The sequence below is a fragment of the Emergencia sp. genome, from assembly GCF_048465375.1.
Lineage (GTDB): Bacteria > Bacillota > Clostridia > Peptostreptococcales > Anaerovoracaceae > Senimuribacter.
This window is the reverse complement of the sequence record NZ_DBFWLQ010000011.1, coordinates 38,415-60,172: the sequence shown is the minus strand read 5'-3', so window position 1 is coordinate 60,172 and position 21,758 is coordinate 38,415. Positions and strand designations below refer to the sequence as shown.

Below are 21,758 nucleotides of genomic sequence, written 5' to 3'. Positions count from 1 at the left end.
GTATCACAGGCACGACTTAAAAGAAATAAAGACCTATCATTGCAAATTCTGATTTTAAAGCAAAACCTGGCCGATGAGCAACTGCCGCCAGAGAAGCTATACATAAAATACAAAATAAATGGATAAAAAATCATTGGCGGCCGCAAGAGGCTGCTGATGATTTTTCGATTATTTACTTCCAGACGCAGGAGGTAACGGGAGGCGGATCTGCCATCTTGCGATGACCGCGCTAAATTTTGCGAAATACCTTGAAGTGACCTTTTCGATAGATTATAATGAACAAAGGAATGTCAGTCGTTACACAACTCTATTAGGAGAAGGAATAAATATGAGATACAATTGGGATTTAGAGAATTTAGGAGAGAATATCAAGCGAAGTGTCCAGGACGCTGTAGATACGAAAGATTTCGGCAGCCTCAACCAGACCATACGCAACACCATTAACAGCGCTTTCGGCGGGGCTATGGAGAGCACGACGCCGCCGGATATTGACCTGGGAACGGGTGCGTCATCCAAGCGCAAGACCTATGAACATAGAAAACAGGAAACAAATTATGATAGGAGCAAGACTGTAACTCCGGCAAATACAGCGTTATATACAGGAATTGCGGGGAAGAAAGCATTTGCCATCGCTTTGACGGCGGTCGGATATAGCATGGGCGCGATTACAGCATTGGCATTTCTGGCAGCAGCTGTATCTTCATCCATGGTCGGCGGCAGTCTGCTTCATGTGGCGCTCAGCACATTGGGGGCGCTGATTGTGCCATTTGCAGCTATGGCTGTAATCGGTACGCGCCGTCTGGGGAGAATCAAGCGGTTTCAACTATACTTGAATACGATCAAAGGCGAGCAGTACTGCAATGTAAAAGACTTGGCTAAACGCATTATGAAGCCGGACAAGTATGTGGTGAAAGATTTGCACTGGATGCTGAAGAACATGTGGTTTCTGCAAGGCCATCTGGATGACAAAAACACCTGCCTTATGACGACCGATGCAGCATATAGGGAATATTGCCGGTTGATGAGACAGCGGGAGGAACAGTTGAAGGCGGAATCCGAAAGGGCTGCGGCGGCAGCAGAAGCAGAACGAGGCAGAAAACAATCTATGGACCCACAGGTGCTTTCTATTATCGAAAAAGGAAATGAATTTATCAAAAAGATACGCGCTTGCAATGACGCTATACCGGGTGAAGATGTGTCGGCAAAGATCTTCCGCATGGAGACTCTGACGAGAAGAATTTTTGCCCGCGTGGAAGAAGAGCCAGATACTGTGAGTGATATCCGGAGATTGATGGAATACTATCTTCCGACAGCCGTAAAGCTGCTGGAGGCGTACAAGGATTTAGACGCACAGCCTGTGCAGGGTGAAAACATCATCTCCTCAAAGCGAGAAATTGAGGAGACCTTGGATACCCTGAACGGGGCTTTTGAAGTTTTGCTGGACGATATGTTCCAGGATACGGCGTGGGACGTATCTTCAGATGTTTCCGTACTGAAGACCATGCTGGCGCAGGAAGGACTAACCGAAAAGGATTTTAAAACAGGAGGAAGACGATGACAGAGGATTTTAAAGATATGCAGGAGAAACCATCACTGACATTGGACCCGTTTCAGGAAACTGTGGTTCCTGAAGTGCAGTTTCCGGCCGCGCAGGAGGAGCCAGAAATGGACGAAACCGTTTTGTCAGAGGAAGAACGCCGTATGGCGGAGCAATTTGCACAGCAGATTGACCTCACTGATTCGTCCATGATTTTGCAGTACGGCATTGGAACACAGAAGAAGATGGCGGATTTTTCTGAGTCAGCACTCGAGAACGTGCGAACAAAGGATTTAGGGGAAATTGGAAACCTGCTCAGCGGGGTGGTTTCTGAACTGAAGAATTTTGACGAGGAAGAAGAAAAAGGATTTTTAGGCTTTTTCAAGAAACAGAGCAATAAGATACAGAACATGAAAATTAAGTATGCGAAGACGGAGGCCAATATCAATCAGATCTGCCAGGTGCTAGAGAACCATCAGGTGCAGTTGATGAAAGATATCGCTTTGCTGGATAAGATGTACGACTTAAATCGGACTTATTTTAAGGAACTGACCATGTACATCATCGCTGGCAAGAAAAAGCTGAAAGAAGTCAGAGAGGGACAGCTTCAGGTGATGCTGGCAAAAGCGCAGCAGTCTGGCTTGGCAGAAGACGCCCAGGCGGCGAGAGACCTGGATTCTATGTGCCAGCGTTTTGAGAAAAAGATTCATGACCTGGAACTTACAAGGATGATTTCCATTCAGACGGCACCGCAGATCAGGCTGGTGCAGGGCAATGATACCGTGATGACGGAAAAGATTCAGTCTACCCTGGTGAACACGATTCCTCTGTGGAAAAGCCAGATGGTTCTAGCTCTGGGTGTTGCCCATTCGACGCAGGCGGCAAAGGCGCAGAGAGAAGTTACGGATATGACCAACGAACTGCTGAAAAAGAATGCAGATACCTTGAAGATGGCAACGATTGAAACTGCCAAAGAGTCTGAACGAGGCATCGTCGATATCGAAACCCTGAAAGCGACCAATCAGTCCTTGATTTCCACCTTGGACGAAGTCATGAACATACAGGAAGAAGGCCGCCGCAAACGTCAGGAGGCTGAGGTTGAGATTACCAGGCTGGAGGCAGAATTGAAGGATAAGATGCTGCAGATCAACAGTCAGAGATAAACTGTATCGGATTGGGTATTGAAAATTCATTACTGATAACCTGCTGCCGTTTTCTTCAGGTGTTCGATCCTCCGTTCGTGTGAAGCAGGCTGTCAAGCGTCATTTTTCAGATCCTTCACTGGCTTGTGCCCTGCTTAGAGGAACTCCGGCCAGTCTGTTGGGCGACTTGGAAACACTGGGAGTTTTGTTTGAAGCACTCTGTGAGAGGGATTTAAAGATTTATGCGGAATCTTTTGGCGGCACATTGTATCATTATCAGAGAGCAGATGGTGTGTATGTTGTTCCGATTACGGTATTGAAGAATTGAAAATTTGAAGTTTGAAGAAAAGCAAGAGCCGCTCACGGGAAACCGGAGCGGCTTTTAAAATGGATGCGATTGATGACATGCATTATTGCTGCATCCTGGCTAACTCAGCTTTGGCGCTGATGACGGGATTTCCGATGCGGCGGCTCATCTCAAGAGATGCGGCGACGCACTTTTCCAGATCTACGTCGCTGCCAATGCCCAGCTTATCCAGGAGATTTACGAAGTCTTCCGTAGCGATATTGCCTTTGGCATTTGGTATGACGGGGCATCCGCCCATGGCGCCCAGCGACGTGTCGAAGTCTGTAATACCGCATTCCAAGGCGGCGTAAGCGTTGGCAATGCCAAAGCCTTCGGTGTTATGCAGATGGACGGACAGCTGCGAGGGTGAAAAGCAGTCCAGAAACTTAGACAGAATGTCTTTGATCTGAGCAGGCGTGCCCATGCCGGCAGAATCTGCCAGACCGATGGCGGAAGCTCCCAGGGCGATCCCGCGTCGGGCATATTCGATGCTTCGGTTTGCCGGCGTTTCGTCTCCGAAGGGAGAGCCGAAGACGGCGCCAAGAGCCAGGGTGACCTTGATGCTCGGCAGCTTTGCAATTTCTGCTAAATCGGCAAAGCTTTTTTCGGCGGTGGTGTCAAAGCCTTTGGCGAATTCTTCGCTGACGGAGAGAAAGCAGGACACGTCGCTGATGCCAGCATCGAGGGAGCGGCAGGCGTCCTCATAATCGTTGACGAGACTGGTAATCTTTACGCCGTGTGCTTTGGCATAGGGCAAGATGGCGGCGGCAAGAACCTCTATATCCTGATACTGCCTGGTCAGCTTTGGTATTTTGGAAAAAACACCTAGTTCAATTTCATTGCAGCCGTAGTCGATCATCGATTTAATCAGAGCGATTTTGACGTCAGTGGGCAGGATTTGCTGATACCTCTGCCAGCCGTCTCTGGGGCAGACTTCGTGGATATTCACATGTTTTGGAAATTTCATAGATTACCTCTTTTCAATCATTATAGCATTAGCAGGATACTGGATGTAACAAAGGCGGAAATCATCCATAAGCCGAGAACCAGCAGACCTGAGGACCAAATGAACTTATTGGTGATATTTTTTTCACTGAGGAGCAGGGTTGCCTGTCCAGAGGAGGCGAAGGTCAGATACGCCATCTGGGCGCTGGTACTGATCGCAACAGGAAATACGACGATGTTGTACCCTGCATCGAGAAGCGGCATACAAAGGGATGCCACCAGAGCGCTCATGATATACATGGTCGCCGTGTTGGAGAAAAAGTTTGTCAGTATGGTTGAGACGACGATAGCGATGGCAAGGAGAATCAGCGGCGAGGAGGAGGTAATGGTGCTTCCCAGTTCACCGACTAGCCAGCCTTTGATGCCGTAGTCGTCAGCCAGAAGCTGTCCGCCCAAAGTGGCCAAAGAGCCGATAGCCAGACAGATGGGCCAGTTGATTCCTTTGGTAAAGGCTTCATTCAGATCGAAGATACGCTCCCCGTCTACGCGAACCAAGGCGAGAACTGCCATGACGGCGCACCCAAAGACGATGTTCTCCATGCCCTTGATGCTCGAAATGACTGGAATGCCGTCAGGAATAAAGCCGCAAAAGAAGGTATAGATCGCGATGAGGAGAAAAGCCAGCAGGGGGATCAGCTGTCTGCGGCTTGGTTTTGTATTTTCTGTGCCCAGAACCTGAATCAGATCCACCCCTGAAAGTTTATTCATGTCGCATCTGAAGATAAACTTCATCGAGAATATGTACACGAAGATGAAGACCAGCAGTAAGATTAGCGAGTAAAGGGAGAAGGCATAGGGTGGAATGTCCACACCGGTTCCGTCGATGAAGAACTGAGCGGTAGCCCAGTGGAGGGCATTCATCTTTCCCATGATATTGACGCCTACACAGGCACTTGTAAAGCACCCCAGATAGAGAAGGCGGCCGAATTGTGAATTAGGATCGATATCGGCTTCTTTACAGATGCTTTTCAGCAGTACAAAGCAGATTATCAGAGCACCGAAGACGCCGACAAAGACCGCAGCTGTCGCCAGTGTGAGCATCAGAACCGCAATGATGAGCAGAGGACGCTTCTGAAAACTTTTTCTGGTCAATATAAAGCGGGCGATGGTTTCCCCTGTCCCATCGCGGACGATGACATAACTGAGGGCGAAGAGGGTCATGACCTGCCATACCATGGGGTTTCCGATGAATGCGGCGATGACGCCTGCCGGCTCAAAGATTCCGTTGTACACCAGAGCGCACATGGAAAACAGCGCTGCCAGGATGCAGTCATTTGTCGCGATGAGTCCGATGATGGTGCCGATGAAGATGAGTACGATGCAGACGCCCGCATCGGTGATTCCTTCTGCCCAGGGTGAGACAAAGCGGGGAAGGAGAAAGGAAAAGAGGAACATGACGGCGGCTCCTATATAATATTGTTTGCTTTTCTTATCCATTTTGTTGCCTTTCTTAATTACTAAATAGGGAGATGGTTTCTTGCTTCTCGTGCGGTATCGCGAAGGTAATTCTGAATCTGTATCTCAGGACTTCCGCACATGATCAGCCTGCAGGCTTTGCTCAAGATGTCCTGGCTATCAGATGGTTCCATGATCATCGTGGTGTATATTTTACCGTATTGCTCGGCGAGGTTTTCTGCCTTCGCGGCCGCATCACGCACCTTTGGGTGGTCAATCTGGCCGGAAAGACCCAGGGAGACAGATAAATCAAATTGTCCTGTGCCGATACAATCGATTCCATTGAGACTGATGATTTTCTCCATATCTGCCAGGCCGCCGGTATCTTCAATGGTAGCGACGATAAAGAGATCCTCGTTGGTTTTTTTATAATAATCTGCGGGGGCGTCACTGCCGTAGTAGTTGGCTCGGGTGAAAGGACAGGCTCCGCGATTTCCCAGAGGCGGGTAATGGGCTGCAGTTACAAGGGCGATGGCATCTTCTTCGCTGCTGACATTTGGGACCAGAAGGCTGGTGACCCCCATATCTAAGATTTGATTGATCAGGATGGGGTCGATGGTCGCGATTCTCACCATGACGGCCAGGTCAACGGCTTCTGCAGCGCGAATCATGGTCAGCAGCTGACTTCGTGTGATGTGACCGTGTTCGCCATCGATGATAACATAATCAAAGTGTCTTGCCATTTCGACGATTTCCGGCGAGGGGATTTGAACAAAACAGCCAAATAAGTGTTCTTTTTCTTTCAGAAGGGTGCGTAAATTCTTTCTCATTTTGTGTTGGTTCCTTTCTACATTTTATTAGATTATATACAATGTCAATTAAAAAGTGAAATGCATCATTTTTGTTAAAATTAATAACTGATTGGAATAAGTGTCTTGTCAGCCTGCGGCCACTTTGATATAGTAAGAGTAAGGAGGTGGTGTCATGACCATTGATCAATTGGAACATTTTTATGCGCTTTCCCAGTGCAGAAATTATACGCAAGCGGCAAATCAGCTTTACATATCACAGCCGGCCCTGAGCAAGAGCATTCAGGCGCTGGAGAAAGAGCTGCATCTGGATCTGGTGCACCGCAATACGAGGACTGTGACCCTGACGGCGGAGGGCATCGCCTTCGCGGACACCTGCCGGGATTTGCTGCACACGCTGCGGCATGGGATCAACAATGCAAAATCTGCATCGGGCACACTGAACGGCCGGGTGGTTTTCGGTCTGCCGTCGGATCACTACGATGCTGCTGCAGTCAGCTTGATTTTGGCATTAAATGAGAAACAGCCGGGGATACGGTCAGATTTGAAGTTTTTTCCGCCAAACGGCCTGCTGCGGGCCTTGGACAATGACACCGTGGATTTTATCTTCTCATCCGATTGGCCCAGGGCGGAAAATCTGGCATTTCTTCGGGTCTGCGAGAGCGTCAACTGTGCTGTTCTGCCAAAGGATCACCGGCTGGCAGACAGGGAGGAGATTTCTTTTGCAGAGTTGAAAAACGAAGGCTTTCTCGCCATTTCCTATATGGTCTCCGGTAAAGAGCATGATTTGATTATTGAACTTGCAAGAGAGGCAGGGCTCTCGCCCAACTTGAACTATGAGGCAAATTCCTTTCCGGAGCTGCTGATGATGGTTGCGACAGGGAGAGGGGTGACGGTTTTGGCAGAAGAACACAAAGCACTGCAAATGGATGGGGTGAGCTTTGTACCTCTGATAGATGCGCCGAAGAAAGAAGAAAATCTGATTTGGAAAAGAAGCGATAACCCGTGTATTCTGGCGGTGGCGGAGCTGGCGGGAAAGATTTCCGAGCCGTGTGCAGAGGTTGAGGACTAAAGTGAAAGAAATGGATATGGCGAAAAAAAGCGCTATTTTAAGCTGGATATTGTTGGAGTGTGTACAACGATTAATGCAACTGTTATTACCATTGTAACTTTTGCTTGCCAATTGCGGCTTACTGAAAAAATAGTGGCTATTTCATATTTCGCTTTGATTGTTCTGTTCCTGTTGATGAGGATTGTTTTCGTGAAATACGAATTTAAGTTTTTTGCTGTTTTGGGATTTACAATGTTTCTAATGGTTGTATTCGTGCGGGATTTAAAACACGATTAATTGAAGAAGCCAGCCTGGGTATACCAATTTGACTGGAGATTTTAATAGGAGTGCTAACTTTTACGAGGAAGGTTTGCTTCATTGAAAATACTACTATTATAAGAAGAATCCTATATTGAGTTCAAAATTTTATTTCTGAATTATTGATGATGGTGACGATGGGTTCCTCAATTATTTAGAAAATGAGAAAATGGTGTATAAGATAGAGAAATGAATGATTATAGAGTCCAAACAACCTATCTTGTTACGGGCTGTTTGGACCCTGCTTCTTAGTATTTATAATTTTATAGAGTCTACATTAGAAATTGGTTCAAGTTTGATCGTTATTTCGTCATAGTTCAACGGGATACGAAGACTAAAACGACTTCCAGAGATATACTCTGGACCTAATATTGGATTTATATTGGCAATCAATGTTCCTTTTGCTCTGTAAATCAGTTTGTTATTTTTGTCGTAAGCACATGCATAAGCGTCAGTGTATTCCTCCCCACTGTAGTTTTCAACTACCTTAGTATTAATTACAAATTCTATTCCATAAGAATTATCCGAAGAAAACCATTTGCTTAGTGTTTTGATACCCAATAGACTTATCTTTGCATCATTATTTGTGAAAGTAGCGGTGGAGTCTACGGTTACATTCAATGGGAACTTTTCGTATACATTTATAGTAAGTATTCTATAATTTTCAGGATATGCTTTGGAATAAATTTTGATTTTTTCAACACCAGATGAAATAGCTCTGATTTCTGCTATTGCAGAGCTTGATGAGTTGGTTTGTTGAAATTTGAAATCCACACATTCTCCAGATATTACACTATACCCAATACTGTCCTTAAAATATACACGGATTGATGTAACCGTACTCGTATCCAATGACATATTTACTATATTATTCGGGGATATTCTTAAGCTATTTTTACCCTTAACAGTGCATTTGTAGCTCTTTCCTTTGTACTTTGCCGTAATCTTTGCGATACCTTCTTTCTTAACCTTGATTACGCCTTTGGAAGAGACTGTAGCGACACTCTTTTTGCTGCTCGCCCACTTTATCTTCGAATTAGAAATTACATTTCCTTTAGAAGAAATCAACTTCTGGGCATAAGTGTGTCCTAAGTGCATTGTTATATTTGCCTTTTTTAAGTGGGGTTTTGCTATAGCATAAGATGGTTCAGTGGCAAAAAGAACTGTAAATATCATTGCAATAATACATAGTGCAGCGATAACCAGCTTTGATTTTTTTCTAACATCGGTGCGCATAATGAGTCCTTTCTTAATTATTAAACTATTTCGTAAAAATTATTGATTATAATTATATTATGTAATTCTTAGGTTGTCAATAATAGCAAGCTTTGTGGTATTCTAAAGGTTTGTATAATATTTGGAAATGAATAAACTGCTTGAGTAAAAAGATGTATCTTGTGTATGAAATGTACTTTAAATTTAAGAAATATTTTTGGAGAAATTGTCGAGGCCTTCTTTGCTATTTAATATATTCCTCATAATAAACCTTTGCATTCTTATTATCCTGTGCATATTTTCCCGGAGAAACGCCGACGGCATTGTGGAATGTCCTGACGAAGTGGCTGACATCATGAAACCCCGATTCTTGGCATGCATTAGTCACACTGCTTCGCGAAGACAACAGAGACTTTGCCTTCGCGATGCGGCAGGAAACGATATATTTGTTTATGGTTGTACCGGTTTTGTCCTTGAACAGCTTACAGAGATGATATTTGCTGAGGCCGATGTGTTTGGCGATATTGTCCAGCGAAAGATCTGCCGTAAGATTGGAAGAGATGTATTCTAAGGTGTCTGCAACGATGCGTATGGAGTGATTGCTGCTATGCTGCGTCCGCAATGGAACAGGCGCTGTCAGGTAAACTTCCGATATAAAGGTGAGAATCTCAATGTAACAAACTTTTTTCAGAATATCACTGCCATATCTTTGTGCTTCTAATGATTCATATTTTTCTATCAAAGAAAGGATCTCTCGGAATTGGTTTTCGTTTAAGGAGACCTGATGAGAGAAATTTTTGTCTCTATTATAAACGTAATGAAGCAAATCTGTCTCGGCAGTGCAGTAGGGCAAAACAAAGATGGGCTTGAACTCAAAAATATAGCGCTCATAAATGTCTTGATCATTGGCTATGACGCGATGGATTTCGTTTACATTTGAAACAAAGAGATCTCCAGGCTTAATTGTATATATTTTATCGTTTATAATAAAATGTTTTCCTCCAGAGATGCTTAAATAAATCTCAACGAAATTATGGGAATGAAATTCCATATTGAATCCATCCGTATCAAGCAGATGCGAAATATTAAATTCTGCTTTTGATTCTTCTCTTTCAACAGATCTGCCGCTATAAAGACCACTCATCTTGAAATCCTCGTTTTTAAAATTGTCAGAAATCTATATAGACCAAAATACCACAATAAATGCAAAAAGTAAAGAAAGATATGCCAAGAATTGATAAATAAAGCGTGATAACATTGTTGTAAGACAACGACACCGATGGAAGGCTTTAAACCATTGCAAGAGAAGATGTAAAACGGAGGTAAACCATGATTACACCAAGAGTACAAAAACTGAAAGACAAGCAGAGAGATGCGACACCGACCTTTAGCGCGGAACGTGCCAGGCTGGCAACGGAAGCCTATCAGCTCTATGGCGGTGAGCCAAATGCGCTGCTCAAAGCAAACATGCTTTATTACATCATCGACAACATGACACTGTATCTGGATGAAGGCGATTTGATAGCCGGAAACTATACTGACAAACCTCGCTGTGCACCTATTTTTCCTGAATTCGCATCAAAGTGGATTGAAGATGAAATCGACGAGTTCACAACTCGTACACTAGACAGAATGGTCGCTTCAGATGAAACAAAGCAGGAAGTTCTGGATGTACTGAAATACTGGGAAGGAAAATCCTTTGATCAGATTACAGCAAATGCCTGTACAGACGAAGCCATTGAAGCGATGAATACAGGTATCCTTTCAATTGGCGGCATGGAAACGAGTACAGGACACGTACTGCCTAACTACCCGCGCCTTTTTGACGGCGGTCTGTCAAAGGTCATCGCGGACTGCGAAAAACTGATTGCAGACACGACCGTCGTCTGCCCGCAGGACCAGGAAAAAATCGACATGTGGAGGGCTATGATCATTTCTTGCAAAGCAGCGATCAGGTACGCTCATAGAACAGCAGGACTTATGGATGAACTGGCGGCGGAGGAAACAGACGCAGCCAGAAAAGCAGAATTGCAGGAAATGGCCGAAAACTGCAGAGTCGTTCCGGAGCACGCACCGGAAACATTCTGGCAGGCGGTTCAGTTTGCATGGATCATCCATATTACAATTTGGATTGAAAGCAACGGACACTCAAATTCATTTGCAAACTTTGACCGCACCATCAATGAATATTATGTAAAGGATCTAGCATCCGGAAAGATTACGGAAAGACATGCCTTAGACATCCTGGAATGCTTTTTCATCAAACTGACGGATATTCTAAAACTGAGACCTGCATACTTCAGCGAAAGCTGGGCGGGATATCCGATTTGGCAGAACATGACCATTGGCGGTGTTGGTGAAGATGGTCAGGACGGCTGCAATGAAGCCACCATGCTTCTTTTAAAAGCAAATGAAGAAGTGCAGACTTCACAGCCTACCATGTCGCTTCGTTATCATAAACACATGTCAGAAGAAGTATTTAACCAGGCGATTTCCATGATTCAGCAGGGAATGGCAACCCCTTCCTTCTTCAATGATCACCTCTGTATACCTTTGATTCTGACGAAGTGTGACGGAATCAACATCGCAGATGCCAGAAACTACGGAATGCTGGGATGCGTACAGCCAGTTCCAGGTGGCAAAACAGATGGCAGAGCACAGGTCGGCACCGTGAACCTTCTAAAGTGTGTCGAATTTGCTATGCATGATGGATTTGATCCACAGACAGGAAAACAGACGGGACCACACACCGGAAAATTTGCAGACTTCAAGACATACGAAGAATTTTTTGATGCATATATCAAACAGGTCGACTTCTCATTTGACCTGATGCTAAATGCGTACAACTCCGTTTCTTCCATTCACGCAGTAAGACAGAACATGCCTTTCGCATCACTGACCGTTGATGGATGCATCGAAAAGGGTAAATCGCTGCAGCAGGGCGGAGCAAAATACAACTATTCAGGGGCTCTTGCAGATGGTTTTGCCAATGCCATGGACTCCCTTGCAGCCGTGAAATTGTTTGTCTTTGATAAGAAAGAAATTTCGGCAGAAGATTTACTAAAACAGTGCGACAAAGACTTCCCGGATGAAGTCCTGAGACAGAAGCTGCTTAACATCGGACCTAAATATGGCAATGACGACGAATACGTAGATATGATCGGCCACGCAATCGTCAAGCACATCAACCAGTTCATCGAAGGGTACAGAGACAGCCGAGGTGCTCGCTTCTGCTTTGATATTGAATCTCAGTCATACAACATCAAACAGGGTAAGTGCGTAGGAGCAACACCGGAAGGACGTAAGAGCGGAGCCTCTCTGGCGGATAACGTATCACCCTGCATGGGCAGAGACATTACAGGACCTACAGCGACCGTGCTTTCCGTAGCGAAGATTGACCAGTTCTACACTACAGACGGCACATTATTCAATCTGAGATTCGACCCAAGGTCCATTGGCGGAGAAAAAGGGAAAAACGTACTGGGCGGAGTTGTCAAGACCTACTTCGACAATTACGGCGAGCATATCCAGATAAACGTAGTATCAAACGAAACGCTGAAGAAGGCGCAGGAAGAACCTGAAAACTATAAAAATCTGCTCGTAAGAGTCGCTGGCTACCTGGCTTACTTCACGGAACTTGACAAGAGTGTTCAAGACAACATCATTTCCAGAACATTACATACCGCAGAAGGTGGTTGTTAATCGATGACAAATAAGGAGCAAAGACTCATCGGCGGAATCCAGAGGTTTTCAACAGAAGATGGCCCAGGCATCAGGACGACCCTGTTTTTTAAAGGCTGTCCGCTGGACTGCAAATGGTGCCACAATCCGGAATTAATCAGCAGCCAGAAAGAGATCCTTTATTATGAACAAAAATGTATCAAATGTGGGGGATGCGCAGCTGCGTGTCCTCATCATGTTATTACCTTTGAACATAATGAGGTAAAAATCGACAGAGAGAGCTGCCGGCATTGCGCCATATGCACTAGCCATTGTTTTACAGGTGCGCTCAAGGTGGCGGGAGAAGAGAAGGAAAATGATCTGCTCATAAAGACGCTTTTAAGCGACAAAACCTTTTATGAGCAAACTGGCGGTGGAGTGACCCTTTCTGGTGGAGAGGTGACTTCCCAGGCGGATTATGCCCATGAGCTGGAAGAGATTTTAGTAAAAAAAGGAATCGACATTGCCATCGACACCTGTGGGCATTGCAAATATGAAAACCTCGAGAAGTTATGTAAAGATGCAAATCACATCCTTTTTGACATCAAGTGTTTTGATTCGCAGAAACACAAGGAGCTGACAGGAGTAAGGAATGATTTGATTATAGAAAATTTGAGAAAGCTGGCAGAGGACGCAGAGCTGAAGAGCAAAATCATCATAAGAATGCCGCTGATCCATCCGGTAAATGATTCTCTGGAAGAAATCAATCAAATAGGCACGTTGTTAAATGAAATAGGATTAGATGTTGTAAATTTAATTCCTTACCATGAACTGGGCAGGGGAAAGGCGAAGAGCATGGGTCTGACGCAGGATATTTATACAACCCCTACCGATGAGCATTTGGATGAAATCATCGCAACCCTTGTGAAATGGGGCTTGTATGTGACTGTCATGGGAAGGGAATGATGCCGGGAGAATGGTAATAAATTATCTGTGGACCTGTCGATGCGGCACTTTTAGAGACTGGAGCTTTTCCCATTCCACTTGAGGACGGAACAATTACGAGAGTAGGTATTAAGGGAAGCCTGAGAGGTGTGATTAACAGTGTTATTCGGGGAAGAGAAAATGACTCGGACTGTGCTGGGAGTAAAAATAATAAACTAGACAAGACTTCTCATTCGCTGGTCCGCATGCTATAATTTCCATATAGAAAGCCAAAGATAAATCGAAGATTGTCTTTTTGATTGAATAAATAGACGATGCAGGAACAATTAGCCAGGATTTGGGTTTTCCCCCAACATGACGAACAGCATGCCACGACAATAAAACTTTCATGTTAATATGCGTTGCTTGCAGCAACGGGCAATCCTTCATACAATGGGGTTAACAAATGTAGAGAAAAGAGGTTATTCAAAATGTTAAACGAAAACATGAAAGCAATCAGAAAATCAAAAGGACTTTCGCAAGAAGAACTTGGCATCAAGCTGAATGTGGTGAGACAGACAATCTCTAAATGGGAGCAAGGATTGTCAGTGCCTGATTCTGATATGTTAATCTCTATATCAGAGGCGCTTGAAACACCCGTAAGCACTTTGCTCGGAGAAACTGTTATTGAATCTGAGGTCGATGACTTGAAAGCGATTTCTGAAAAATTGGAGATTATAAATTTGCAGCTGGCACAAAGGAAAACCGCGAGACGAAAAATACTCCATTGGCTGCTTATCTCATTGTGTGCGGTCATAGTAATCATTTCTGTGGTCTTAATCCTATTAAACAGTCCCTATTTAGGCTGGAATTATAATGATTCTGAAACAGCCGTTGCTGGAGCAGCTTTTCACGCATTTGAATGGCTGTTTATCAGATTAGCCCCGATTATCCTTATAGGGGCGATCGTTGGGGTTTTCCTGACGCGGAAGAAAGTATAGAGCGGCTTTCCTTTTGAAGTATCGTTCTCACTGCAAATCAAAACATTTTAGGAGGACTTTCAATTATGATTAAGATACTTTTCATCTGCCACGGCAGGAGTAAGGTGTCAAAGTGCTTGGCGGCGGTTCGTGCGATAAATGGGGGCAAATCGGTGCAATAGGAGAAGCGGGGTACTACGGTTTTACTACGATTGTGAGATTTAAAATAGAGAAGTGTAAAATGTTTATCTGGAGGAGAAAAACATATCCTCCGGATTTTTTTATTATTCCGATACGCGAGAAATATTATTCCTATACATTGCTATTGTTCCGAAAACAGGGTATACTATTACTTGAAGCGAGGTGCAGAATGATGTATATATCCGTAAAACAGGCAGCAGAGAAATGGGGCATTTCAGATAGACGAGTACGAATTCTGTGCTCGGAAGGTAAAATTTCAGGTGTAATCCGTGAGGGACGTAGTTGGAGGATTCCAGCAGAGGCTGAGAAACCGGAAGATGGACGCTATAAGTCCGCAGAAAATCTTCTTGAGAGCATTGACAGGAAGAAAACAGAATTAGATTCCAGACGCCCTTTGACGGAGGGAGAGGCGGAACGGCTGACAGAGGAATTTGTGGTGGAATATACCTATAATTCTAACGCCATCGAGGGAAATACGCTGACGTTGCGTGAAACCGATATGGTGCTGCGCGGCCTGACTATTGATCAGAAGCCCCTGAAAGATCACATGGAGGCGGTCGGGCATAAAGAAGCCTTTGATTTGGTGCGGGACTTAGTGAAAGAGCAGACACCGCTTTCGGAGAGTGTTATTAAGCAGATCCATTATCTGGTGTTGGCTGACAAGAGAGAGGATAGAGGTGTTTATAGAAAAGTCCCAGTAAGAATTATGGGGGCAAAGCATAATCCTGTACAGCCCTATCTAATCCAGCCCCAAATGGAGCAACTGCTGGAAGCGTATAGAAACAGCACAGAGCATATCATTCCACGGCTTGCACGGTTTCACATCGAATTTGAAGGCATTCATCCCTTCATCGACGGCAATGGCCGAACGGGACGGCTGCTTGTAAATCTGGAATTGATGAAGGCAGGATATCCGCCGATTGATATTAAATTTACAGATAGGATTGCGTATTACAACGCTTTTGATGAATCCCATGTGAAACACAATTTGGGGGCGATGGAGAAATTATTTGCAGGGTATGTGAATACAAGGTTGGATAGTTATCTGGCAATGTTGGAAGAATGAAAAAATTGTGGAGATGTGGGAATGCTTGTTTTAGAATATTTTGAGTTAGACGATGAATTGGATAGAATAGGGGTATTTGATTGTGTTCTAAATAATGACAGTACACACCGTCTCTTAAGGTTGGGAGCGTAGGCGCATTGTTTCTGTTGAACAAATTTGTCACTGTGGAATGTGAGAGGTTTGCTTCTTTTGCCAGTCGGTAATCTGTTCAGCCACGCTCCACCATCAAATCTCTGATACACACTTATTAAAAAGAATGGAAAATTTGTTACACCCGATTATAGTGCTGGATTAAATATATTGGACAGTAGTAAAAAACCCCGATTTCTACAACGTTTTTACTACGTTTGACGGCATCAACTTGCCACATTTTGGCCCGTTTTGCGCATTATGTGAAATTTTTGATAATCTGGGAGGGCAAAACAGAGTCGGCAAAAGGTGCTAAAACACGGAAAATTAGCGCATTTTAGGAGGACTTTCAATTATGATTAAGATACTTTTCATCTGCCACGGCAGTGTTTAAGGGACGGGGCAAAAGCCTTGGTTTTACTGAGTTTCTTGGATGGAAGCATAGAATTTACACCTTATTTACACCTTTGGAAGATCGGATCGGAATAGTAAAGGCGTGGGGAAAACCTGCGTCTTTTGATATAATATGTGGTTGTTTTCTATATCAGAGAAAAAATCTGTGTTTGAAATTATCAATAATCACGAAGGTGTCAGATTTTGATAATAATTATCCAAAGAATCTGCTCAAGTATTAAAACAAGTGAACTTCCTGTGAAAGGCTAAATAAGCGTACAATTTGAACAAAAAAAGTCTCATGATCATGGGCAAAAATGAAAGCAAAGATTATTAGACGATATAATGTGTAGATTCAAAATTCAACAAGGTGTATATCTATTAAATTAATCAGGCCAGAAAGCAGGCGTGTATATATTGACTAACTGAAGATGAAATGTGGATGCAGGAGGAATTTTCATAGGGGGAAGTTCTCTTAGTCACTTTACAACGAACCTATCTAGAAAGGTTAATGTCTGGAATGACTTAACATTTCTAGATGGGTTTGTTCTTCTTCTGTATTTAGCGAAAGTAATAGGATGAAATGATGAGAAAGTAGTTGATAATATTCGTGATTGAGACTATAATAAAAAAGATTTGATATATGAGGAGAGATTGTATTTATGGATTTTTTGTCTATACAAGATGTTTCAAATAAATGGAACATTAGTAAAAGAAGAGTGCAAATATTGTGCCGTGAAGGGAGAATTAATGGCGCAAAAATGATAGGAAATATGTGGGTGGTTCCTGAAAATGCCGTAAGACCAACAGATGCAAGAACAAAGAACCCAGTAGTAGAGAAAAAAAAGTCATATTCACTTGTGAGGACGGATTTAAAAAAAGTATTAAAACATATGTATAAAAAGACGGAACAATATGAATTTGTTGAATCTGATAAAAAGATATATGTTTTGTCCATCCTTGCCGGGGCTCTGTGTTCAACTTATATCGGAATAAACAAAAGTGAATCAGAAATTATTAATCAGATTTTTGTTGATATATCGGGTAAGAGTAATCCATATGAAATTGATGAAGAAATTGTAGATATGGCAACTGAATTTATAGAATTATATAAAAATGACAAGGAAGTGGAAAGTGTTGTTTCATGGGCTTATCAATATTCAAATAAAATAGTTGATAATAGTGATTATAGTAATACGCAGTTTTTTACAGAAAAATATATGATAGATTTTATCGTTCATCATATCGAAGAATTATCTTTAACAAAAAAAATACTGGATCCGTGTTTGGGGGGAGGAAACTTTCTTGTTGAATGTTTGGAATTTTTGTGTGCGGGATGTACAGAGGTTGATGTTGAAAATACAGTCATATCTCAAACAAAAAAGTTATATGGGTATGATATCGATGATATTATTGCTAAAATTGCTGTGGTGAATATTAGAATAAAAGCACTTTCTATAATTCAAGAGAAAAGCGGTAAAGTATCTTTTGATATATGGCAAAAGATAATCCCCAATATTTTTTGTGCAATGGAAAAAGATTTCGCTGTTGGGTCTTTGGCAAAAGATAATAGAATTGTGTGTAATATTTTGAGTGGAGATATTGTGGAACATGATAAAGCATTAGGTAACGCTGAAGTAATAGTAACGAATCCTCCATTTGCATCAATAAAAGGTATGTCTAAAGAACAGAAAACTTTTTTGAAGATAAACTATCCTTTAGCAAATTGTGATACTTGTGTTGCATTTATGGAAGCCATAGGCAATCTTTTATGTACGGGCGGCGTTTGCGGAATTGTATCACAAAATGCATGGATGTATTTGAAATCATTTTCAGAAGCTAGGGAAAAGTATGTAAGTGAATATTATTTCCGATACATTGCGAATTTGGGTTCGGGTGCATTTATGGATTTGAGTGGAGAAAAATCAAATGTCTCTTTGATCGTATTTGAAAAGAAAAATAAAAAAAGAGTCCAATATGTTAAAGTTATAAATCTTTCTATGGATTCATTGTCGGGTAAAATCAAAAAATTAATAACAAAAGAAGGTTTATTTGAAACTCAACAAGAAAAACTAAATGGGGTGAATGGTTTTGCACTTTCTGACAACAATGCGTTAGATATGAAATATGTGGATAAGGAACAATATAGTTCTTCAGCGGTTCCAATGCAAGGAACATCGACTGGAAATTCTAAAGAGCTAGTAGGGTATTTTTGGGAACATTTTGGTGAAAATGAATGGATTCCAGTAAGTAAGGGCGGAGGGTATTGCCGCTGGGAAGGATTAAATAACAGTGTTGTAAAATGGGGAGATAATGGAGAATATATTAAGAGACAAAAGGGGTCTGCATTAAGAAATGTAAAATATTTTGGTGAAACACAGTTAGTATTTAGTGATACAGGAACGGCAGGATTAAACGTAAGGTTATTGCTAAATAATCAAATTTTTATTGCTTCAGGACCAGGAATAAGGATTCTGCAAGGTAATGAATATGCACATATGGCATTCCTTAATTCAAGGTTAGCAGCCAATTATGTGAGAACTATATCGCCTAAATTAACCATTGCAGCAGGGTATATAGGACGCATTCCTATAGAATCGACTCTGTTGTATTCGACAGTATTAGAAAGAAAGGCAAGGTTGTGTGTAGATTTGAAATGTAAACACTTACAATCCAGGCCAAATAATCTCGAGTATATTGATGTTATGCAGGTGGGAAATGAAATAGATTTGAATCAACAAGCATGGGAATTGTTTAAAAGTGATATATTGAATGAATTACTTAAATTGGAAGTAGAAAGTCAATGTGATGAAATAATTTTGTCTGAGTTTTCATTGAATGAAGTCGAAAGAAATTCTTTGTCTAAAGCAGTTGGAGAGTGTGCATTTAAAATAAGGACAGTTCAAGAGGTTGATATTATTAAATTTGATAAATATCTTGCAAAACTTCTTGATGATGCTTGTATGTTAAAACGATCACGGACATCAAAAGCTTCTTTGGGGTGTGATGGCTTACTAGAGTATGCAGCTAAGGATTTAGAAATAAATCCGACAAGCTTGGTAGAACAAATATGTCAATCATTTTTAATGATGCGATATACATTGGAAAAATATAGGGACTTAATTATTCATAACTATTTGTTGCATGAAATGGGATATTCGGTGACAACTGGTGTTGCTAAAAAGAAGATAAGCATCGATGAATTGATTGAAACATTTGAAAGTGTTTATGGGAAACAGATAGATATTGCTCAATGGTTAGAAAGTAAGTTTAATTTGATTCATTGTGGTATTTTTAAGGACAAACCGTTTATTATTTATAAGGATGGTGAAATAAAAAAGTATGGTAAATCAGTTTAGACAAATAGTGTCTGCATATATTAATCAGAACAGCGAAGAAAAAAGCTGGGAAGAAATACGAGAGTTGTTTACGGTATATTCATATGTGGTATTTCTTATGGTGGCAATAAAGAATACAGATGGAAAAGTTGATAGGGTAAAAGAACGAGCGGTAAGTTTAGGATTGGAATCAAAAGATAATTTGAATTTAATTTTTAATTATCCTGCAACCGAAAACATCGCTGAAGAAATAGCAAGGATTATAGATGCTGAAGCTCAAATTGATATTAATGCAGTATATCAAGCATATTTAGCAGTTGATTATCGTATGCGAAATAATCTTGTTGAATTCTCAGGAGGAAAGAACAGTAGGGATACATTGGGCTCTTATTATACTCAGGAAGAATTTGCTTATGAAATTACTAAAAAGGCTATAGATGAATACTTGGTGAATTGTATAACTAATCCGAATTTTATCAGTATAGCAGATTTCTCTTGTGGTGGAGGAGCATTTTTGATTGCAGCACATAAAGTATGTAAAAAATATGGTATTAAAGTGAAATTGCTTGGAGTGGATGTTGATCCAATTGCGATTATGATTACAAGGTCTAGGTTAATAGAAGAACATGTTGAAAATAATACCCTACATATTATTCTGGGGAATCCATTGTTGACTGTCAGAAATTCCATGGAGTCTACGAAGGCATTTTCTATGGCTTTAAGCGGAAGGTATTATAACTCTGATTTAGCTATTGATATTAACGAGTTGTATGATATTGTTATTGGTAATCCGCCTTGGGAAAAAATTCGTTTTGAAGAAAAAAAATTTCTTTCTCATTATATGGATGCACAATTGATAGCTTCTAAGAAAAATCGCGAGAATGCTGTAAATAATGCTCTTGAGACAAATCAAAAATTTTATCGATCAATTTTAGAAGACTATAAGACTGCAAAGGAAGATATAAAAAAACAAGAGGTATTTATCGATACAAGAGTGGGTGAACTTAATACATACGCATTGTTTACAGAATATGCGTTAAAACATATATCAAAAAAAGGTATCGTGGGAATTATTGTAAAAAGTTCATTATTGAAAATGCCGGTGTATAGTGAATTTATGAAACATAGTATGGCTTCTAAAAAAATCCGTGAAATCTACATGTTTGTGAATCGGAAAAAGATTTTTAATATTGATTCGAGAGAGGAATTTTCGATTGTATATTATAGTAATGATAATAAAAACGATTTGCAAATAGTGGTAGATTTAGATGATTATAGAGGATTTTATGTTAAAGATAAAATTACAATATCATGCGAAATGCTTTGGGTATTAAACCCGGAAACCGGTATGTTACCGAATATAACAAATAATGACGAATTGAATTTTTTATGTAATGTCTATAATAATAATCCCATCTTTGCAGATGAATATACTGGATGTCATTTTGGAAGATTAGTACATCTTACTAATCATGCACAGTATATATTACATGATGAAAAAGTGGGTTATTTACCTATTTATGAAGGAAAGTTTATTGAGCTTTATACAGGAAACTATGCTACATTCAAGGGAATGAGTGAAATTGAAAAATATAAGAATAAGGCTACAGCAATACCGATTGACGATGTTACAGGCATGGAATATCCTGAAGCAAGATTTTATATTAAAAGTGAAATTTGGGATAATCTATCAAAAAATTTTCACGAGGGTTATATTATTGCATGGAGAAGTTTGACTTCTGCAACAAATCGAAGAACCATGCTGGCAACATTATTACCCTTAATACCTACATGCCAGTCGATACAGATGCTTCAGCTAGACAATATTGATGATATGATACAAGTACTTGTGCTATTTAATTCGATAATATTTGATTATATAGTCAGATTGAAGATGGCAGGATTAGACTTGACTCAAACTGTAATTAAACAAATACCTGTACCGAAGAAAGAAATATATGAATCAGTAATTGTTTTTCAAGATAAAGAGGATACAATACGAAATCATGTATATGCGAGAATTAAGTACTTATATGCGAAAGACAAAAGAGTAAGCGCTTTATTTGAGAATAACAGTATGTGCGACAGTACAGATAAAAGCCGCAAACAGATTATTGCAGAGCTGGATTGTTTAGTAGGGGTTATGTATGGTTTATCTACAGAGCAAATAAAAGAGATAGCGAATACATTTGAAAAATATTATACGAAAAAAGAAGTGGAACAGTGGTTTTAATCACTGTTCCATAAAA

The 21,758-nt window shown here is 41.3% G+C and carries 15 protein-coding genes and 1 pseudogene; 10 read left to right on the top strand and 6 right to left on the bottom strand.

The features are described from left to right. The first annotated feature begins 328 nt into the window (after nucleotides 1-328). Genes ACMQ5W_RS09440 through ACMQ5W_RS09430 form a run of 3 tightly spaced genes read left to right on the top strand, consistent with a single transcriptional unit; the run spans nucleotide 329 to nucleotide 3,007 of the window. Nucleotides 329-1,558, top strand: coding sequence for a 5-bromo-4-chloroindolyl phosphate hydrolysis family protein (locus ACMQ5W_RS09440; RefSeq protein ID WP_419024960.1), 1,230 nt, complete (start codon nucleotides 329-331; stop codon nucleotides 1,556-1,558). Continuing rightward, nucleotides 1,555-2,700: a toxic anion resistance protein gene (locus ACMQ5W_RS09435; protein ID WP_419024959.1), complete on the top strand. Its 1,146-nt coding sequence runs from the start codon at nucleotides 1,555-1,557 to the stop codon at nucleotides 2,698-2,700. The genes ACMQ5W_RS09440 and ACMQ5W_RS09435 overlap by 4 nt, the downstream gene beginning before the upstream one ends. Nucleotides 2,701-2,728: 28 nt before the next feature. Then, nucleotides 2,729-3,007, top strand: coding sequence for a DUF4143 domain-containing protein (locus tag ACMQ5W_RS09430; protein WP_419025113.1), 279 nt, complete (start codon nucleotides 2,729-2,731; stop codon nucleotides 3,005-3,007). Nucleotides 3,008-3,089: 82 nt separating this feature from the next. On the opposite strand, the gene ACMQ5W_RS09425 is transcribed toward ACMQ5W_RS09430, so the two are convergent. The 3 genes from ACMQ5W_RS09425 to ACMQ5W_RS09415 are packed head-to-tail and all read right to left on the bottom strand — an operon-like array spanning nucleotide 3,090 to nucleotide 6,255. Then, nucleotides 3,090-3,992: a hypothetical protein gene (locus ACMQ5W_RS09425; RefSeq protein WP_419024958.1), complete on the bottom strand. Its 903-nt coding sequence runs from the start codon at nucleotides 3,990-3,992 to the stop codon at nucleotides 3,090-3,092. 20 nt (nucleotides 3,993-4,012) lie between these two features. Beyond that, nucleotides 4,013-5,467, bottom strand: coding sequence for an SLC13 family permease (locus tag ACMQ5W_RS09420; protein WP_419024957.1), 1,455 nt, complete (start codon nucleotides 5,465-5,467; stop codon nucleotides 4,013-4,015). A gap of 20 nt (nucleotides 5,468-5,487) precedes the next feature. Next, nucleotides 5,488-6,255 carry an HpcH/HpaI aldolase family protein gene (locus tag ACMQ5W_RS09415; RefSeq protein ID WP_419024956.1) on the bottom strand — a complete coding sequence of 256 codons (768 nt, stop codon included), beginning with the start codon at nucleotides 6,253-6,255 and terminating at the stop codon, nucleotides 5,488-5,490. A gap of 154 nt (nucleotides 6,256-6,409) precedes the next feature. Here ACMQ5W_RS09415 and ACMQ5W_RS09410 point away from each other — a divergent pair, with 154 nt between their 5' ends. Further along, nucleotides 6,410-7,306 carry a LysR family transcriptional regulator gene (locus tag ACMQ5W_RS09410; protein WP_419024955.1) on the top strand — a complete coding sequence of 299 codons (897 nt, stop codon included), beginning with the start codon at nucleotides 6,410-6,412 and terminating at the stop codon, nucleotides 7,304-7,306. Nucleotides 7,307-7,858: 552 nt separating this feature from the next. Here the strand turns inward: ACMQ5W_RS09410 and ACMQ5W_RS09405 are convergent. The 3 genes and pseudogenes from ACMQ5W_RS09405 to ACMQ5W_RS09395 form a co-directional block, all read right to left on the bottom strand. Further along, entirely contained in the window at nucleotides 7,859-8,839 is a 981-nt protein-coding gene (locus ACMQ5W_RS09405) for an Ig-like domain-containing protein (RefSeq protein WP_419024954.1), read from the bottom strand. A gap of 223 nt (nucleotides 8,840-9,062) precedes the next feature. Beyond that, nucleotides 9,063-9,560 carry a helix-turn-helix domain-containing protein gene (locus tag ACMQ5W_RS09400; RefSeq protein ID WP_419025112.1) on the bottom strand — a complete coding sequence of 166 codons (498 nt, stop codon included), beginning with the start codon at nucleotides 9,558-9,560 and terminating at the stop codon, nucleotides 9,063-9,065. Between the two features lie 54 nt (nucleotides 9,561-9,614). Continuing rightward, nucleotides 9,615-9,869: pseudogene (locus ACMQ5W_RS09395) on the bottom strand (AraC family ligand binding domain-containing protein); the annotation flags it as partial. A 278-nt stretch (nucleotides 9,870-10,147) separates the two neighbouring features. On the opposite strand from ACMQ5W_RS09395, the gene ACMQ5W_RS09390 reads away from it, so the two are divergent. The 6 genes from ACMQ5W_RS09390 to ACMQ5W_RS09365 all read left to right on the top strand — a co-directional run bounded on the left by ACMQ5W_RS09390 (nucleotide 10,148) and on the right by ACMQ5W_RS09365 (nucleotide 21,742). Continuing rightward, complete coding sequence (locus ACMQ5W_RS09390) at nucleotides 10,148-12,520, top strand: glycyl radical protein (protein ID WP_419024953.1); 2,373 nt, start codon at nucleotides 10,148-10,150, stop codon at nucleotides 12,518-12,520. 3 nt (nucleotides 12,521-12,523) lie between these two features. Continuing rightward, complete coding sequence (locus ACMQ5W_RS09385) at nucleotides 12,524-13,444, top strand: glycyl-radical enzyme activating protein (RefSeq protein WP_419024952.1); 921 nt, start codon at nucleotides 12,524-12,526, stop codon at nucleotides 13,442-13,444. Between the two features lie 449 nt (nucleotides 13,445-13,893). Then, a complete protein-coding gene (locus ACMQ5W_RS09380; protein WP_419024951.1) occupies nucleotides 13,894-14,403 on the top strand; it encodes a helix-turn-helix domain-containing protein in 510 nt (169 codons plus the stop codon). Nucleotides 14,404-14,752: 349 nt separating this feature from the next. Then, nucleotides 14,753-15,649 (top strand): Fic family protein, encoded by an 897-nt coding sequence (locus tag ACMQ5W_RS09375; RefSeq protein WP_419024950.1) that lies wholly within the window; start codon nucleotides 14,753-14,755, stop codon nucleotides 15,647-15,649. A gap of 1,184 nt (nucleotides 15,650-16,833) precedes the next feature. Continuing rightward, complete coding sequence (locus ACMQ5W_RS09370) at nucleotides 16,834-19,530, top strand: Eco57I restriction-modification methylase domain-containing protein (protein ID WP_419024949.1); 2,697 nt, start codon at nucleotides 16,834-16,836, stop codon at nucleotides 19,528-19,530. Then, nucleotides 19,514-21,742: an Eco57I restriction-modification methylase domain-containing protein gene (locus ACMQ5W_RS09365; RefSeq protein WP_419024948.1), complete on the top strand. Its 2,229-nt coding sequence runs from the start codon at nucleotides 19,514-19,516 to the stop codon at nucleotides 21,740-21,742. The genes ACMQ5W_RS09370 and ACMQ5W_RS09365 overlap by 17 nt, the downstream gene beginning before the upstream one ends. The last annotated feature ends 16 nt before the right edge of the window (nucleotides 21,743-21,758 follow it).

Excerpts from the sequence above, each read along its gene's own strand:
- ACMQ5W_RS09440 (WP_419024960.1), top strand. The coding sequence starts at position 329 with ATGAGATACAATTGGGATTTAGAGAATTTAGGAGAGAATATCAAGCGA.
- ACMQ5W_RS09435 (WP_419024959.1), top strand. The coding sequence starts at position 1,555 with ATGACAGAGGATTTTAAAGATATGCAGGAGAAACCATCACTGACATTG.
- ACMQ5W_RS09425 (WP_419024958.1), bottom strand. The coding sequence starts at position 3,992 with ATGAAATTTCCAAAACATGTGAATATCCACGAAGTCTGCCCCAGAGAC.
- ACMQ5W_RS09420 (WP_419024957.1), bottom strand. The coding sequence starts at position 5,467 with ATGGATAAGAAAAGCAAACAATATTATATAGGAGCCGCCGTCATGTTC.
- ACMQ5W_RS09415 (WP_419024956.1), bottom strand. The coding sequence starts at position 6,255 with ATGAGAAAGAATTTACGCACCCTTCTGAAAGAAAAAGAACACTTATTT.
- ACMQ5W_RS09410 (WP_419024955.1), top strand. The coding sequence starts at position 6,410 with ATGACCATTGATCAATTGGAACATTTTTATGCGCTTTCCCAGTGCAGA.
- ACMQ5W_RS09405 (WP_419024954.1), bottom strand. The coding sequence starts at position 8,839 with ATGCGCACCGATGTTAGAAAAAAATCAAAGCTGGTTATCGCTGCACTA.
- ACMQ5W_RS09390 (WP_419024953.1), top strand. The coding sequence starts at position 10,148 with ATGATTACACCAAGAGTACAAAAACTGAAAGACAAGCAGAGAGATGCG.
- ACMQ5W_RS09385 (WP_419024952.1), top strand. The coding sequence starts at position 12,524 with ATGACAAATAAGGAGCAAAGACTCATCGGCGGAATCCAGAGGTTTTCA.
- ACMQ5W_RS09380 (WP_419024951.1), top strand. The coding sequence starts at position 13,894 with ATGTTAAACGAAAACATGAAAGCAATCAGAAAATCAAAAGGACTTTCG.
- ACMQ5W_RS09375 (WP_419024950.1), top strand. The coding sequence starts at position 14,753 with ATGATGTATATATCCGTAAAACAGGCAGCAGAGAAATGGGGCATTTCA.
- ACMQ5W_RS09370 (WP_419024949.1), top strand. The coding sequence starts at position 16,834 with ATGGATTTTTTGTCTATACAAGATGTTTCAAATAAATGGAACATTAGT.
- ACMQ5W_RS09365 (WP_419024948.1), top strand. The coding sequence starts at position 19,514 with ATGGTAAATCAGTTTAGACAAATAGTGTCTGCATATATTAATCAGAAC.